The sequence below is a fragment of the Actinomadura sp. NPDC048955 genome (genome assembly GCF_040649435.1).
Classification (GTDB): domain Bacteria; phylum Actinomycetota; class Actinomycetes; order Streptosporangiales; family Streptosporangiaceae; genus Spirillospora; species Spirillospora luteofluorescens.
Map to the genome: position 1 here is coordinate 32,996 of NZ_JBEZJI010000019.1, position 17,351 is coordinate 50,346.

Here is a 17,351-nt window from a genome sequence, read left to right on the forward strand (position 1 = left end):
GTCCCCCCGGAGGTGCGCATGGTGTGGCTCGGACTTCTCCTCGTCGTCGCGGGTGCCGTCCCGGCACTCACCATGGACGGTGACCTGGGCGGTGTCGACCTCACCGTCGCGGGCGCCGCCCTCATGGCCGTCGGCGCGGTCCTGCTGGTGGCGGGCATCCTCCGGCTGCGCAGGCGCCGCCGCGTCGGGCCGCCCGGCGCGGCCGCGCAGGCCTACTACCGGACCTCCACCGGCAAGATCGTCGCGATGGTGATCGCGGTCGTCTACATCGTCTCTCCGGTCGATCTGATCCCCGACGTCTTCCTGCCGTTCGGGATCGTCGACGACGCCACCGCACTCACATGGCTGCTCTTCGCGTTCGGCCAGGAGTACACGCGGCGGTCCCGCGCGGAACGCCGCGCCCCCTGACGCTCATTTGGCGGCCGCGTTCCTGAACGGCGTTCGAGAACGCGGCCGGACCGCATTCGCTCACCGCGGTGATGTCTGCGGAACGTCAAGGCCGGAGATCAGCTGAACCGCGGCTCTGGTCAGCTCCGCCTTGTTTCCGAGTTTGAGCTTTCCGCGAATGCGTTTCACATAGGTGTCCACGGTGTGCCGGCTGATTCCCAGATGCCGGGCGATCTGGCTGTGCGTGTATCCGCCGGCGATGCAGTCGAGGACCTGCTGTTCGCGGAGCGACAACTGATCGGTGGCCGCGGGAGCCTCCAGGAACGAGGACACCTCGGTCGGAATCACCATTCTTCCCGCCGCCGCCGTTCGGACGGCGTCCAGGAGGATGTTGACCGGAGCATCGGGATATAAGACACCGCGGGCTCCGGCGCGCAGGCATCTCACCGCCTCGTTCTTCCTCTCGGGCCCGCGGGCCCAGCTCAGGATGAGGACGGAGGTCTTGCGGGACAGTTCCGCGATCTGCCGTCCGCATGCGGCGCCCTCGGACGGGCAGAACCCCAGAAGGACGACGTCGAGTGCGCTCGACGGTATGCCCTGGGCATTCGCCTGGGAGATCTCAATGGTTATCTCTGGTGTTCTATTGAACACGTATTGCAGCCCATGCAGGACGACAGGTCGCGGATCAATGATGCCGAGACGGATCATTCCACCCCCAACAGATGCGGACTACATACACTTCTCGCATGCCGGACGGGCCTTCGTCCGGACCACGCCAGAGAAAGGCAAGTTACCGTAAAGGAACATGTGCGGAAGGTGTTCCCTGCAGGGGTTTCAGTTTGTTCTGCCCTCAATGATCTATGAGGTCCGCCGGTAATTCAAGGCTCCTGATCAATAAATGAGACGGTTCTTCCTGATCACCAAATAACTGCAGGTAGATCAACGTCCGGAACGAATCACGGCAGTCCGTTCCATGGATGCGCGGCCGGCCGTGCGGCGGCGGACGCGTTACGGGGCCTGCGGCAGCCGCTCCCGCGGCCGGTCGGGGAGCAGGGCCCGCCAATTCACGTCCATGCCCTCCACCCACAGGCGGCCCACCGCCGTGAGCACGCCGGCCACGTCCGAATCGCGGGCCTCGATGGTGGGAAGAGTGCTCAGAACCGTGCCGTCCGGTCGCCGGCCGGGGTGTTGCCGTACCAGGGTGCTGAGCGTCCGGCCCGCACCGACCTCCAGCAGTATCGGCGCGGGCAGGCGCCACAGCTCGGCCAGCTCGTCGTCGAAGCGGACGGTCCGCGACATATGCTGCGCCCAGTAATGGGGGCTGGTCGCCTGCGCCTCGGTCAGCCACGTTCCGGTGACATTCGACAGCAGCGGAATGGCGGGCGGGGACAGCGGGGGCCCGGCGGCCAGTTCACGCATCGCCTCCTCGAACGGCTCGAGCATCGCCGAGTGGAAGGCGTGCCGGGTCGGCAGGCGCAGGCTCGCCACGCCCGCGGCCGCGAGCCGCCGCTCGAGGCGCTCGACCGCCGCGATCCGGCCGCCGACCACCGAGAGCCGCGGCCCGTCGGCCGCCGACAGCGACAACTCGTCGTCGAGGTGCTCGGCGAGCCGGTCGGCGCCGAGCAGCACCGCGACCATCGCGCCCTCGGGCGCGGTCTCGATCAGCTTCGCCCGGCGGGCGACCAGTTCCAGTGCGTCCTCCGGTGCCAGCACCCCCGCCACGCACGCCGCGACGTACTCCCCCAGGCTGTAGCCGGCCAGCGCGGTGGGACGGATTCCCAGACCCGCCAGGTACTCGGCCAGCGCGTACTCCACCGCGAAGACCAGCGGCTGGGCTATCGCGGTCCGGTCCAGATCGGCGGACCGCTCGTGCCGGCCGAGCAGCCGGGCCAGGTCGAGCTTGCCGTCCGGGCCGCCCGACGGTGGCGCGGACTCGAAGTCCTCCGGGTAGAGGATCTCGCGCAGGTCCCGGCCCAGCCGGTCCATGAGGGCCTCGGCGCAGTAGTCGAGCGCACGGCGGAAAAGCGGCTCGCTCCGGTAGAGGCCGGCCGCCATCCCGGCGTAGTGGTCACCGACGCCGGGGAAGAGGAAGGCGACCGGACGCTCGGCCGCCGTCGCCCGCCCGATGAGCGTCTCGCGGGCGGCCGGGGCCTGGAGCCGCCGCGCGGCGTCGGCGCCGTCGCGCGCCACCAGCGCCAGGCGGTGCGGCAGCTGCGGGCGGTCATGGGCCAGAGAGCCGGCGACCGCGGCCAGCGGGAGGCTCGGTCTGTCGGTCAGGAATCGAGCCAGCCCGCGCGCGGCCGCGGCAAGTTCGTCGCTGGAGGAGGCGGACAGAACGACGAGCTCGTATGGCCTGGTCACACTGTTCCTCTCTGTGTGAGGGCCCCCGGGGACGGCCCCTCCGGGCGGCCCCCGGGGCCTACGGTGCTGCGAGCGGGGTCAGGAACCGCCGGCGACGGTCTCGGAGTCCATCTGCCTGCGCAGGCTCAGTGGCCGCATGTCCGTCCACGCCTGGTCGATGTGGGCCAGGCACTCCGGCTTGGTCCCCTTCGTGCCCTCGGCGCGCCATCCCGCCGGGATCTCGCGGTCCTCCGGCCAGATCGAGTACTGCTCCTCGTGGTTGATCACGACCCGGTAGATCCGTTCGTCGTCGTCCTCGAACATTTCTCTCCTCTCGCGTTCTTCCAGAGATTCCGTGCCGCTCAGTCGTGCTCCACCCGTCCGGCGTGCGCATCCCCCGGAACGGATTCGTCGGCCGCCCACAGGTGCCGCATCTCCGCGCAGTCCTCCAGCAGCTCCTCCAAGGTGCCGACGGCGACCGTCTCGCCCTCGACGAGCACCACGATCTGGTCGGCTCGCCGGAGAATGGACCGCCGGTGCGAAACGGCCAGGATCGTGGCGCCGTCATCGTCCAGAAGCCGGTCCCACAACCGGAGCTCGGTGGTGACGTCCAGCGCGTTGGACAGGTCGTCGAAGACCATCAGGTCGGTGCGGCGCACCGCCATCCGGGCGGCGGCGATCCGCTGCATCTGGCCGCCGGAGAGGCGCAGGCCCCGCGGCCCGATCACGGTGTCGAGGCCCTTGTCCAGACCGGCGATGTCGTCTTCGAGCACGGCGAGGCGCACCGCCTCGGCCACCTCCGCCGGAGAGGAGGAGGCGCCGAGCAGGATGTTCTCCCGTATCGTGCCGCTGAACAGCCGGGGGACCTGCGGCACGAAGCTCGACCGCGGCGGGATCAGGAACGTCCCGGGATCGTCGACGGGCGCGCCGTTCCACAGGACGGTGCCGCGCTCGGCGGGGAGCAGCCCGAGGAGCACCTGCAGAAGGGTGCTCTTGCCGGAGCCGATCCTGCCGGTCACGACCGTGACCGTGCCGGCGGGCAGGTGGAGGTCGATGTCGCGGATGCCGCGCGAGGTCCCCGGATAGCGGGCGGTGAGGCCGTGCACCTGCAGCAGGCGCAGCGGCGCGGGACGGTCTCCGGGCGGCGCCGGCCGCGGCGGCTCGCTCCGCAAGTAGGTCTCCGTGCGGGCGATCACCGCTGATTCGTCGCCGGCGAGTTCGGCCACCCGGCGCATGGAGAGTTCGGCCTTCTGGTACCGCGCGAAGAACATGCCCAGCGCGGTCACCGCCTCGGTGATGAACTGGATGTAGAAGACGAAGAGCGCCAGGTCGCCCACGGTGAAGTCGCCGCCGCGCATGCTCGCCGCGGCCAGCAGCAGCACGAATCCGGTGCCGAGGGCGGCCGTGCCGTTGAACAGGGACGTCTGCACGGTGGTCAGGAGCACCTCGCGGATCGCGAACCGCAGCCTGACGGCGTTGGCGTCCCGCAGCCGCGCGACGAACCGCTCCTCGGCGCGCCCGACCTTGATCGCCTGAACGCCGCCGACCGCCTCCCCGACGACGCTGCTCACCTCCGAGGCCGCCCGGCGGCCGGCATGCTGGTACTCGCGCAGCGGCCTGGCCAGCGCCCGGCTCGCCAGCACCATGACCACCACCGGGACGACGAGCCCGAGGGTCACGACGGCGTCGATGCCGAGCATGATGACCAACGCGCCCACGGCGATGATCAACCGGGCGAGGTTGGACGCCGACCAGATCGCGAAGACGCCGACCTCGTCGGTGTCCTCGCCGAACCGGCTGACGGCGTCGCCGCCGGTGCGGTCCAGCGCCCGTCCCGCGGGTCTGCGCAGGATCGCGCCGAGCGCGTTGACCTGCAGCGCCGCTCGGATCCGGTAGGTGAAGTGCGGTTCGACCCGGCTGAGGATCACGCCGTACCAGACGGCCACCTTGGCGGCCTCCGCGGCCGCCACGAGGGCGATGAGCGACCATGCCGACATGCCGGCCCGCCCGGTGCCGCTGAGGGTGTCGAAGACGAGCTGGAGCAGCAGTCCGGTGGCCAGGAGCGCGCCCCGCAGCAGGACCCACAGTCCGATCAGGCAGAGGTAGGTGAGGACCGATCGGGACAGCAGCGGTACCAGCCGCGACCGCCGGACGGGACGTCCTTGAGGCGCCGTGGCCGGAGGGTCCGACCGGCGTGTCCGCGGGGCCCTCATGCCAGTGCCTCGTTGGCGGCGAGCAGGCGGGAGAACTCCGAGGACGGGTCGGCGACCAGCCGGTCCCGGGGGCCGTGCTCGACGACGCGGCCCTCGCGGAGCAGGAGCACCTCGTCGACGGAGCCGAGGGTCTCGAGGCGATGCGCCACGATGATCGCGGTGCGTTCGGCGAGCAGGCGCTCCATGGCCGTGTCGAAGGCCCGCCGGCTCGCCGGGTCCAGCCTGGACGCGGCCTCGTCCAGGAGCACCAGGCCCGGGTCCTGGATCAGGACGCGGGCGAAGGTCAGCAACTGCCCCTGCCCGGCCGACAGCCCGGTGTCGCCCGGGCCGAGGAGGGTGTCCAGGCCCGCGGGCAGGCTCTCCAGCCACTGGCGCAGTCCCACCTCCGCGAGCGCCTCGCGCACTCGGGCGTCATCGACCGTCGTGTCGAAGAGCGTGACGTTGTCGCGGACCGTGGCGGCGAACAACTGGACCTCTTGCGTGACCAGACCGACCTGGCCGCGCAGTGAGGCCACCGAGATCTCCCGCAGGTCGCGGCCGTCGAGCCGGACCGCCCCCTCGGTGGGGTCGGCGAACCGGAACAGCAGGCGTATGAGGGTGCTCTTTCCGCTGCCCGTGCGGCCGATGACGGCCAGCCGGGCCTTCGGCCGAAGGCGGAAGGAGACGTCGCGGAGCGCGGCTTCTTCGGGCTGGTAGCTGAACGAGACCCGGTCGAGTTCCACGGCGGGCGCCCCGGCCGGCAGCGGGGCGCCGCCGGTGTCGACCGCGCTGCGCTCGCCGAGCAGGCCGTGGATGCGCCGCAGCGCCCCGAGCGCGGCTTCGAGATCATGGAACTGCGAGGTGATCACCAGCATCGGGGTCTGCACCATGACCGCGTAGACGACCAGGGTGTAGGCCGCGCCGAGCGTCATCTGGTCGGCCGTGTAGAGCCACGCGCCGGCCGCGAGGGCCATGACGAACCCCGCCGACGCCAGCGACTGCGCGGCCGCCGGCCAGCGCACGCCCAGCAGCGCCGCGCGGCGGCTGGCCCGGAACAACGTCGCGGCGTGCGTCCAGAAGCCGTGCACGGTGTGTTCTTCGGCTCCGTTGGCCCGCAGGTCGGGAAGGCCGTTCAGGCGTTCTTCGAAGAATCCGAGCAATTTCGCGTTGGCCTCCCGCTGGGCCGCCATCGCCGGCACGGCGGTGCCGACCAGCCGCCGCAGCAGGACGAAGGAGATGGTGATGAAAGGGGCGTACACCAGGCCGATCCGCCAATCCTGGACGAACAGCGCGATGCCGATCCCGACCACCAGCAGCAGGTTGGAGAACACGAGCAGGAACATCTGCGAGAAATAGTTGGCCAGCTTGCTCACGTCTCCGTCGATCCGGTCGATCAACTCGCCGGGAGCGTGCCGCTCATAGAACGACATGTCCAGCCGGAGGCAGTGCGCGGTGAGGTCGGCGCGCAGCTCGTTCGTCGCGCTCCAGGCCACCCGGGCGCCCCGGTACTCGGCGACGATCCAGATCACCTGCGCCACCACCGCGACCGCCAGGTAGGTCGCGCCGAGCCCCAGCAGGGTCGACAGCGGGGCACCGGAGCGAACGCCGTCGATGAACCTGCCCAGCAACTGCGGGTTGGCCACCTGGAGAGCCGTGGAGACCAGTGTCGTCACCGCGAGCACGGCGGCGACGGTGCGGTGCGGCCCCAGATAGGTGCGAAGTGTCCTCGCGGCGCTCGGTACCACGGTGTCCTCCGCGTTCCCGGTGCTCGAAGGCTCGACATTCGCATGCGCCATACCACATTCCTTCACGGTGGATTTTCCAGCGTTCGGGGCGATCACCCCATGGCCATGATGTCGGTCAACGCCCTTCGCTCAACGTTCTTTGGTCAACGTTCTTCGGTCAATGCCGTCAACAGCGTGTCCAGTCCGCCTTGGTCGAGTCCCGATTCGGGGAAATCGGAGGGGGTGTAGCCGCCGGCTCCCGGCCCGGTGCAGTGCGCGATCAGTCCGCGGAGGCTCGCGAGGGTCTCCTCGGCGAGCCGCTCGATCGTCCGGGCGCCGTAATGCGCCGCGCTGTAGGAGAAGGTGATGTCCAGATGTCCGTCGATGGTGATCGCGTCGACGTCGAGCAGGTGCGGGCGCGCGTTCTCCGGGTGGAAGGCGGGCGGCAGCGGTTCCGGTGCCCGCCGCAGCCGCAGCGCCGGTCCGTCATGGCCGCCCGGTTCCGTGTTCTCGCCGGCGATGGCGGTGTCGAACTGCCCCAGGTAGTTGAAGCCGACGCGTGGCGCCGGCCGCGCCGCGAGGGTCGGTGCGTGCGCCGAGTGCAGGTAGCGCAGCAGACCGTAGCTCAACCCGTGATGCGGAACCGCGCGCAACTGCTCCTTGACCGCTTTGAGCGCCGCTTCGGGATCGTCGCCCGGGGGCAAAGTGAGCCTCACCGGTGCGATGGAGGTGAACCAGCCCAGCGTGCGGGACAGGTCCGCTCCGTCGACCAGGTGCTGTTCCCTGCCGTGTCCCTCCAGCCACAGCGACGCGTGATCCGACAGGGTCGATCGGGTCAGCGCCATGGTCAGCGCGGTGAGCAGCACGTCGTCGATGTGGGTCCGGTAGGCCCGCGGAACCTCGCGCAGCAGCAGCCGGGTGTCCTCCGCGTCCAGGCCGACCGTCGTCCGCTCGGTGTCCGCCTCGCGGGCGTGCTCCGGCGGATGCGGCAGGTCGGGCTCCGGACCGGCCGGGTCCACCGAGGTCTGGGAGAGCCAGAAATCCAGGTCGGCCTCTGTCTCGGGGGCGTGCGCCAGCTCGCCCAGGGCCCGTGACCAGGCGGAGATCGGCGTGGTCGCGGGTGCGAGGCGCACCGGCGCCCCGGTGGCGGCCTGCCGGAAGCCCGCGTGGAGATCGTCCAGCAGGATGCGCCAGGACACCCCGTCGGTGATCAGGTGGTGGGCCAGCAGCGCCAGCCGGCGCCGGTCAGGCCGGCCGCCGTCGACCACCAGCACCCGCAGCAGGGGCGGGCTGCCCAGGTCGAACTCGGCGGCCGCCGCCAGCGCCTCGTCCAGCGCCGCGTCCCAGTCGTCGCGGCCTGCCACGTCGACCAGGGTGACCGCCGCGTCGGTCGCGGCGCGGTCCACGGCCCGCACCTCGGCGCGCCATCGGCCGTCCGCGCCGCTTCGCCCGAAGCGCAGGCGGAGCGCCTCGTTCCGGTCGACGAGGGCGGCGACCACGTCCCGCAGGTGCTCGGCGATCCGGGCGCAGTCGGCGTCGGCGTCCAGCGCGAACAGCCACCCCTGGTTCCAGTGGCCCGGGCGGGCGAGGTCCTGCTCGAAGAAGCGGTGCTGGACGGGTGTGAGCGGCAGGTCGCCGGTGTCGGCGGCCGTTCCCTTCCGGGCGCGCCGCACGCCGACGGGGCGGGTCATGGACTCGGCCACGGCGGCGAGTTCGCGGACGGTCTGCTTGTCGAAGAACTGCCGAGGCGTGATCCGCAGCCCCTCCTGGGCGGCCCGGGAGACCACCATGATGCTGAGGATCGAGTCGCCGCCGAGTTCGAAGAAGTTGTCCAGCGCGCCGACCCGGTCCACGCCGAGCACGTCCGCCCAGATCGCGCTGAGGGTCTTCTCGGCCGGGTCGCGCGGCGGGACGAACTCCTGCGCCAGCTCGGGACGGACACCGTCCGGAGCCGGCAGAAGCGCCCGGTCCACCTTGCCGTTCGCGGTCACGGGGAGGGTGTCGAGCCAGACGAACACGGCCGGGACCATGTAGTCGGGCAGCCGCGCGGCGAGGTGCTCGCGCAGCTCTGAGACGGGGACCCGTTCGGCGTCCCGCGCCGGGAGCACGTAGGCCACGAGCCGCCGTGAGGAGGTGTTCTCCTGCTCCTGGGCCGTCACCACCACGTCGCGCACCGCGGGATGGCCGGAGAGCACCGCCTCGATCTCCCCCAGCTCGATGCGGAACCCGCGGACCTTGACCTGGAAGTCGGCCCTGGCCACGAACTCCAGGGACCCGTCTGGCAGCCAGCGCACCAGGTCTCCCGTCCGGTACAGCCGGTCGCCGGTGCCGAACGGGTCCGGGACGAACCGTTCCGCGGTCATGCCGGGTCGCGCCAGGTACCCGCGTGCCACGCCCGAGCCTCCGACGTACAGTTCGCCCGGGACGCCCACGGGCACCGGGCGCAGTTCCCGGTCGAGCACGTGGCCCCGGGTTCCGGTCAGCGGCCGCCCGATGGGCACCCGGGCGACGTCGGAGCGGTCCGGCACCGGCCAGATCACGCACGACACCGACGTCTCGGTGGGGCCGTAGACGTTGGCGGCCTCGGCGTGGCAGACCTCGCGGAACGCGTTGACCAGGCCGGCCGGCAGCGCCTCACCGGCGATCAGGACGAGCCTCAGGTGGTGGCCGAGCCGGCGTGCGGGGTCGACGAGTACGGTGTTGAGCAAGGACGGCACGTAGGACACGACGGTCACTTCGTGTTCGTCCATCACCTGGGCGAGGCGCTCGGGGTCCTTGGCGTCGGTGTCCGGCACCACCAGGGCGGCGCCGGTCAGGAACGGCCAGAAGACCTCCCAGACCGAGGCGTCGAATCCGACCGAGGTGCGCTGCGCGATCCGGTCGTCCGGCCCGATCGGGAACGTGCGCTGCATCCATCCCAGATGGTTGAGGACGCCGCGGTGGGTGGCCATCACGCCCTTCGGACGGCCGGTCGAGCCCGAGGTGCAGATGATGTACAGCAGGTTGTCGGAGGAGACACCCGGATCCGGCGGGGTGGACGGCGCGCGGTCGATCTCCGCCGCCTCGGTGTCCAGGTTCAGCACCCGCGCCGCGCCGTCCGGCGGCAGCCGGTCGGCGGCGCCGCCCCCCGTCAGGACGAGCCGCACGCCGGTGTCGGCGATCAGGGAGGCGATGCGGGCCTGCGGGTACTCCGGGTCCAGGGGCACGTAGCAGCCGCCCGCCTTCACCACGGCCAGCAGCGCGACCAGCAGCTCGACCGAGCGTTCCAGGCATACGGCGACCGGCACGTCCGGGCCCACGCCCGCGGCGCGGAGGTGATGCGCGAGCCGGTTGACGCGGGCGTCGAACTGCCGGTAGGTCAGCCGCTGCCCTACGCAGATCACCGCGATGGCGTCGGGCCGCGTGCGGGCCTGTTCGTCGAGGAGTTCGGGGACGGTGGGGCCGAGAAGCTCGGGTTCGCCTCCATCGGCCCAGTCGCCCAGCAGCCGGTCTTCTTCCGCAGGGGTGAGCAGCCGCAGGCCCCCGACCGGCCGGTCCGGGTCGGCGGCGAGGCCGTCCGCGATCTCGGTGAGGAGCGTGCGGAGATGCCCGAGCATGCGTTCCGCCGCCGGATCGGACAGGCGCCGCCGGTCGTGGTGGAGGCGCACTTCCAGGTCATCGGTCCCCGCCACGACGAGCGTCACGGGGTAGTGGGGCCGTTCGTGAGCGCGGACGCCGGTGACGCTGAGGGGGTCGTCGGCGCCGAGCCACCCGGTGCGCACCGGATAGTTCTCGAACGCGACGATGCTGTCGAACAGCGCGGTCCCCCCGGGGACGTCGCTCCAGCGCTGCACCTGGGCGAGCGGGCTGTAGTCGTACCGCCGGCCGGCGGCGAGGTCCTTCTGCAGGGTGGCCAGCCACTCCAGGAGCGGTGTCGACTCGTCGACGCGGACCCGGATCGGCAAGGTGGCGCTGAGCAGGCCCACCATCCGCTCGACGTCCGCCACCTGTGGCGGACGGGTGGACACCACCGAGCCGAACACCACGTCCCGCTGCCCGCTGTACCGGCTGAGCAGCAGCGCCCACGCGCCGTGGACGACCGTGCCGAGGGTGAGGTGCCGGCGCCTGGCCAGATCTTCCAGCCGGGACCGCAGCCCGTCCGGCATGACGTCGTCGATCTCGCCGAATCCGGGCTCGCCCTGCGCCCCCGGATGGCCGACGGACAGCGGCGTGGGCTCGTGGAACCCGGCCAGATGATCCCGCCAGTGCCGCTCCGCCGCGGCGAGGTCCTGCCGGTGCAGCCAGGCCACGTACTCCCAGTACGGCGGGGCCGGCGCGGCCTCCTCAGCGTCTTCGCCGTGCGCTCGCCGGTACCGGCCGAACGCGTCGTCGACGACCAGATGGACCGACCAGCCGTCGAGCAGCAGGTGGTGGAAGGTCAGGACGAGCCACCAGTCCTCGTCCGTGAGCCGCACCAGCACCAGGCGCATCAACGGGGCGCGGGCGAGTTCGAACGGCCGGGAGCGGTCGTCGTCCAGCAGCGTGCGCAGCTCTCGCTCCCGCTCCTCGGGAGGCGTCGCGCGCCAGTCCAGCTCCGTCCAGGGCACGGCGACGGAGGTCCGTACGGCCTGCAGGGGCTCGTCGGTCCCCTCCCAGACGAAGGCCGTGCGCAGCGCCGGATGCCGGTCGGCCACCCACTGCCAGGAGTCGCGCAGGCGGGACGCGTCCAGCGGGCCGCGCAGCGTGAGCACGATCTGGTTGACGTAGAACCCGGCGTCCGGGTCACCCACGCTGTGCAGCAGCATCCCCTGCTGCATCGCCGTGAGCGGGAAGACCTTTTCCACTGCACCGTTGTCGGTCATCATGATCCTTCGCTGAGCCGGTCCTGCTCGCGCATGACGGCGAGGATGTAGTCGAAGGTGTCCCCGTCGACCCGGGTGACGGGGAACCGGTCGTCGCCGGGGGCGCCGGGGCCGCCCGGACGGTCCGGTCCGGACCATCGGGCGAGCCGGGCCAGGTCGGCGATGGTCTGCTTCTCGAAGAACTGCTGCGGCGTGATGTGCAGCCCCTCGCGGGCGACGCGGGAGACGACCATGATGCTGAGGATCGAGTCGCCGCCCAGCTCGAAGAAGTTGTCGAACACGCCGACGCGGTCCACCGCCAGGACGCGGGTCCAGGCCTCGGCCAGGACCTTCTCGGCGCGGTCGCGAGGCGGCACGAAGCGGCCGTCCACCTGCTCCCGCGTGACCCCGGCCTCCGGCAGTGCCGTGCGGTCCACTTTTCCGCTGGCCGTGAGGGGCAGGGACGCCAGCCATTTGAAGGCCGACGGGACCATGTACTCCGGCAGCCGGGCGGCCAGGAACTCCCGCAGGCCGGCGACGGGGACCGCGGGTCCGTCGCCCGCCGGGACCAGATGCGCGACGAGGCGCGTCGTGCCGGCGCCGTCCCGCCGGGTCGTGACGACCGCGTCGCGGACGGCGGGGTGCTCGGCCAGCACGGCCTCGATCTCGCCGAGTTCGATGCGCAGGCCCCGCACCTTGACCTGGAAGTCGGCCCGGCCGAGGAACTCCAGTTCCCCGTCCGGCAGCCGGCGGACCCGGTCACCGGTGCGGTACAGGCGCTCACCGTCGCCGGTGAAGGGGTCGGGGACGAACCGTTCGGCGGTCGTTCCCGGCCGGTTCAGGTAGCCGCGACCGACCTGGACGCCGCCGAGGCACAGCTCCCCTGGCACCCCCACCGGGACCCGCTGGCCGTCGCCGTCGAGCACCTCGGTTCGCGTGTTGCTGACCGGCCGGCCGATCGGGACCGTCCGGTCGGCGGGGCCGCAGGGATGCCAGGTGACGTCGATCGTCGCCTCGGTCGGCCCGTACAGGTTGTGCAGGTCGGCGCCGGGCAGGACTTCGGCGAAGCGCCGCGCCAGCTCCGCCGGGAGGGCCTCACCGGAACAGATCACCCGCCGCAGGGCGGCGGGGCGGCCGAGATCCCGCACCCGGTCCAGGAAAGGGTTGAGCATGCTCGGCACGAAGTGCACGGTCTGCACACCCGCACCGGTGATGAGTTCGAGGAGGCGGTCCGGGTCGCGGTGCCGTCCCGGCTCGGCGACGATCAGGCCCGCCCCGGCCGTGAGCGGCCAGAACAGCTCCCACACCGACACGTCGAACGTGAACGGCGTCTTGTGCAGGACGCGGTCCCGCGGGCCGAGCGGGAAGGTCTCCTGCATCCAGTGCAGCCGGTTCACCAGGCTCCGGTGGCTGATACCGACGCCTTTCGGACGGCCCGTCGAGCCGGACGTGTAGATGACGTAGGCGAGTTCGTCCCCGGCCTCGGCGCCGTCGTCCACGAACGCCGGCGAGCCGGCCTCCGGGGCCGTGTCGAGGTCCGCCTCGTCCCAGCACACCAACCTCGCGCCGGCGCCGGCCAGGTCGCCGGCGAGGGCGTCGGAGGTCAGGACGACGGCGGCGCCCGAGTCCGTGAGGACGAATCGCCGGCGGGACACCGGATGATCGGGATCCACGGGGAGGTACGCACCGCCGGCCGCGAGGACGGCGTGCACCGCGATCACCAGTTCCACGCCGCGGTGCAGGCACACTCCGACCACGCTCTCCGGCCCGACGCCGGCGCGGCGCAGCCGCGCGGCCAGCCGGTCGACCGCGGAGGCGAACTCGCGATAGGTGATCCGGCGCTCGCCGAACCCGACCGCGAGCGCCTCCGGCGAACGCGCCGCCTGCTCGGCCACCAGGCTCGGCACGCGGACGCGCCGGTGAGCGCGGCCGGTGCGGTTCCATTCCGCGATCCGGGCGTGCTCCCCGGCGGTGAGCATGGGGAGCGTCGCCACCGGGCGGTCCGGCTCGGCCACCGCGGCGGCCAGCAGCGTCAGCAGGTGGCCGGTGAGCCGCTCGACGGTGTCCGCCGTGAACAGGTCCGCGTCGTACTCGAACACGCCGCGCAGCCGGTCGGCGTCCTCGACCAGGTAGAGCGCCAGGTCGAACTTCGACGTTCCGGCGTCCGGCGGGAAGAGCTCCTCGGCCCGCCCGGCGGTCCCCTCCAGCGGCGCCGCGTCCTGGAGGGTCAGCATCACCTGGAAGAGGGGGTTGTGCGCCATGCTCCGCCGCGGCGCCAGCTCCTCGACGAGCCGTTCGAACGGCATCTCCTGGTGGGCGTAGGCGCGCAGGCAGGTGCGGCGGACCCGGTCCAGCAGCCGGCGGAACGACGGCCGGCCGGCGACGTCGGTGCGCAGCACCAGGGTGTTGGCGAAGAACCCCGCCAGTTCCTCGACATCGGGGGACGGCCGGCCGGCGACCGGAGCGCCGACCACGACGTCCGACTGGCCGGACCAGCGGGACAGGACGGCGGTGAAGCCGGCGAGCAGCGTCATGAACAGCGTCGCGCCCTCGGCCGCGCCCAGACTCCGCAACCCGGCGAGCACCGCCGGAGGGATGTCCACGTCGTGGCGGGCTCCGCGATGGGCCTGGACGCGCGGTCGCGGTCGATCGGTCGGCAGTTCCAGGAGTTGCGGCGCTCCGGCGAGTTCGCCCGTCCAGAAGCCCATCAGTTCCGCCTGCCGCTCGCCGGTCAGCAGCTCGCGCTGCCAGGCGGCGAAGTCGGCGAACCGCACCGGCAGCGGCGCCGGGGGCTCGGAGGCGAGGAGGCGGAGCAGATCACGCAGCAGCACGCCGCCCGACCAGCCGTCGGTGATGAGGTGGTGCAGGGTGAGACCGAGCACGTGATCTGTCTCGGACAGGCGGATCAGGCAGGCCCGCCACAGCGGTGCCGTGTCCAGGTCGAACAGGCGCCGTGCCTCGGCGTCCAGCAGGCGGCGTGCCCTGGCGAGCGGATCCCCCGGGCCCGCGGCCCGCGGTTCGGTTCCGTCGAGCTCGATCTCCTTGAGCTCGACGTCGACGGACTCGTGCACCTTCTGGAACGGCCTGCCGTCCACCGCCGTGATCGAGGTGCGCAGGACTTCGTGGCGCTCGGCCAGCTCGGTCAGCGCGGTGCGCAGCCCGGCCGTGTCCAGCGCGCCCCGCAGCCGCACGGCCACGGGGACGTTGTAGGTGGCTTGACCGGGTTGCAGCTGTTCAAGGACCCAGAGACGTTCCTGGGAGAAGGACGTCTGGAGCGGCCCGCCGTCGCGCGGCCTCCGGCGCAGCTCGGGGAGCGCGGCGGTGGCCTCGTGGCGTGCGAGCGCCTCGCGAACGGCGCTCGCGGCGCCTGCGACGGTCGCCTCCTCGAACAGTTCGGCGATCCCCAGGTCGACGCCGAAGACGTCCCGTATCCGGGTGAGCAGCCGTACCGCGAGGATCGAGTTGCCGCTCAGCGCGAAGAAGTTGTCGAACACGCCGAAGCGGTCGGTCCGCAGTACCTCGGCCCAGAGCCCGGCCACCGCGCGCTCGATGTCGTCCCGAGGAGGGACGGAGTCCTCCGGCGGCTGCCCGTCCACCGTCTCGGGAACCGGCAGCGCCTGCCGGTCGATCTTCCCGTTGGCCGTCACGGGGAGCGCGTCCAGCAGCACGATCGCCGCCGGCACCATGTAGTCGGGCAACCGGGAGGCCGCGAACCGCCGCAGTTCCGCAGGGCTGGGCCGCTCCGCCGCCGCGGGCACCAGATAGCCGACCAGCCGCCGCGAGTCGGGACCGTGGTCCTCCCGCACCGTCACGACCGCTTCGCGCACGCCGGGATGCCGGGTCAGCGCGGCCTCGATCTCGCCGGGTTCGACGCGGAACCCGCGTATCTTCACCTGGAAGTCGGCCCGGCCGACGAAGTCCAGGGTGCCGTTGCGGGCCCACCGCACGAGGTCTCCCGTCCGGTACAGCCGGCCGCCCCCGCGCTGGAACGGGTCCGGCACGAACCGCTCCGCGGTCAGTCCCGGCCGTCCGGCGTAGCCTCGTCCGACCCCGGTGCCGCCGAGGTAGAGCTCGCCGACGACCCCGGCGGGCACCGGCTGCATCTCGCCGTCGACCACGTGGGCCCGCATCCCCGGCACCGGCCGGCCGATGGTGGCGATCGGGCCGGCCGTGCCGTCCGGCGGCGCGTCGATCACGGCGTGGCACTGGTCGTCGCTGCATTCGGTGAGGCCATAGGTGTTGAGCAGGGGGACGCCGGGATGCAGGGCGAGCCACCGGTGGACGAGGTCGCCGGGCAGCGCGTCACCCGTGGGCACCAGCCAGCGCAGTCCCTCCAGCCGCGACGCGGCGCCGCCGGCGAGCATCATGCTGATCGCCGCGGGCACGGCCTGGAGCACGCTCACCCCGCCGGCGCTCACCTCTTCGGCGAGCCGTTCGGGGTCTTCCAGGGCCTCGTCGGGCACCACGTGCACCCGCCCGCCGATCGTCAGGGGCGCTAGGCACTGCCACACCACCACGTCGAAGGTGGCCGGCCCGTTCTGGGCGAGCACGTCCCCCGGTCCCATGCCCAGGTCGCGGATCTTGGCGGTCATGTGCGTGACCAGGCCGCGGTGGAGGACGCCCGCTCCCTTCGGCGCGCCGGTGGTGCCGGAGGTGAACATGACGTAGGCCAGGGCGTCGGGGAGGCAGCGGGCCGGAGGATCGTCGGCGGGCCGGTCGAGGTGGGCCTCCGGGCCGATGTCGACGCAGACGGGGCGCCGGCCGTCCGGAGCCTCGGCCGTCGCGCCGGTGAGGGCCGCGCGGCCCGCCGCGTCGCCCAGCACCACGCCGCAGCCGCTCTGGGCGATGATGTAGCGCAGCCGGTCGGCCGGCTGGTCCGGGCTGAGCGGGACGAACGCCCCGCCGGCCTTGAGCGTGGCGAGCATCCCCGTGATGAAGTCGGGGCCTCGCCTGGCCATGAGACCGACGGTCATCTCGGCGCCGGGCCCCGGCCCGCGCGACCGTTGCTCGCGCAGCCGATGCGCCAGCCGGTTGGCGCGCGCGTTGAGTTCCGCGTAGCTGAGCCGTTCGGAGCCGCTGCTGACGGCGACGGCCTCCGGGGTGCGGGCCGCCTGGGCTTCGAACAGCGCCGGCAGGCAGTCCTCCGGACGGTCGACGGTCACCGGGCCCGGTCCGCCGTCGGCCCAGCCGGCCAGCAGCCTCTGCTCGGACGCGGTCAGCAACGGCAGGACGGTCACCGGCCGGTCCGGTTCGGCGGCGGCCCCCGCCAGCAAAGTGCTCAGGCTGCCGGCCAGCCGCTGGGCCGTGTCCCTGTCGAAGACGGTTGCGTTGTAGTCCAGTGCGCCGCTGAGCGCGTTCTCGTGCTCCGCGAATCGCAGAGCCAGATCCAGTGCCGTCCCCGCGGGGCCCCTGAACGGCGTCGCCGGGGTGTCCGATTCGTCGTCCAGCGTCAGCGACACCTGGAACACCGGATGGTGGGCGGAGTCCGGCGGCAGCTCCAATGCCTCCACCAGGGAGTCGAAGGGGAGATCGGCGTGCGCGTTCGCCCGTTCCCACGTCCGCCGTAGCCGCCCCACCATCTGGCGGAACGACGGGCGGCCCGAGAGGTCCGCGCGTATCGGCATGGGCGAACCCACCACGACGTCCGTGAGTCCGGACCATCGCGCCATGACGACGGAGAAGGCCGCCAGCAGCGGGACGAGGAGCGTCGTCTCCTCAGCGTTGGCCAGGTTCCTCAAGGAGGCCAGGGTCTCCCCCGGCACCTCGACGGGCAGCCGCCCGGTTCGATGGGACGCCGCGTCGCGGGGCCGGTCGGCCGGGAGCGTCAGGACCTCGGGCGCGCCGGAGAGCTCCTCGCGCCAGAAAGCGACGAGCGGGACCATCTCGAC

The 17,351-nt window shown here is 72.2% G+C and carries 8 protein-coding genes; 1 reads left to right on the forward strand and 7 read right to left on the reverse strand.

The genetic code is table 11. The features are described 5' to 3' along the window. Positions 1 to 18: 18 nt before the first annotated feature. Positions 19 to 408, forward strand: coding sequence for a YkvA family protein (locus AB0C84_RS19800; protein ID WP_361068095.1), 390 nt, complete (start codon positions 19 to 21; stop codon positions 406 to 408). 60 nt (positions 409 to 468) lie between these two features. Here the strand turns inward: AB0C84_RS19800 and AB0C84_RS19805 are convergent, their stop codons facing one another. From AB0C84_RS19805 to AB0C84_RS19835, 7 genes are all read right to left on the reverse strand, one after another. Then, positions 469 to 1,095: a response regulator transcription factor gene (locus AB0C84_RS19805; protein WP_179842071.1), complete on the reverse strand. Its 627-nt coding sequence runs from the start codon at positions 1,093 to 1,095 to the stop codon at positions 469 to 471. A gap of 300 nt (positions 1,096 to 1,395) precedes the next feature. Beyond that, complete coding sequence (locus AB0C84_RS19810; protein WP_361068099.1) at positions 1,396 to 2,748, reverse strand: acyltransferase domain-containing protein; 1,353 nt, start codon at positions 2,746 to 2,748, stop codon at positions 1,396 to 1,398. 78 nt (positions 2,749 to 2,826) lie between these two features. Beyond that, complete coding sequence (locus AB0C84_RS19815; protein ID WP_361068102.1) at positions 2,827 to 3,051, reverse strand: MbtH family protein; 225 nt, start codon at positions 3,049 to 3,051, stop codon at positions 2,827 to 2,829. Positions 3,052 to 3,089: 38 nt separating this feature from the next. After that, complete coding sequence (locus tag AB0C84_RS19820) at positions 3,090 to 4,940, reverse strand: ABC transporter ATP-binding protein (protein ID WP_361068105.1); 1,851 nt, start codon at positions 4,938 to 4,940, stop codon at positions 3,090 to 3,092. Continuing rightward, entirely contained in the window at positions 4,937 to 6,715 is a 1,779-nt protein-coding gene (locus AB0C84_RS19825) for an ABC transporter ATP-binding protein (protein ID WP_361068108.1), read from the reverse strand. The genes AB0C84_RS19820 and AB0C84_RS19825 overlap by 4 nt, the downstream gene beginning before the upstream one ends. A 92-nt stretch (positions 6,716 to 6,807) precedes the next feature. After that, a complete protein-coding gene (locus tag AB0C84_RS19830; protein WP_361068111.1) occupies positions 6,808 to 11,487 on the reverse strand; it encodes an amino acid adenylation domain-containing protein in 4,680 nt (1,559 codons plus the stop codon). After that, the gene (locus AB0C84_RS19835) at positions 11,484 to 17,345 is read right to left on the reverse strand and encodes an amino acid adenylation domain-containing protein (protein ID WP_361068114.1); all 5,862 of its coding nucleotides are present in this window, start codon (positions 17,343 to 17,345) and stop codon (positions 11,484 to 11,486) included. Before AB0C84_RS19835 ends, AB0C84_RS19830 begins: the two co-directional genes overlap by 4 nt. Positions 17,346 to 17,351 lie beyond the last annotated feature (6 nt).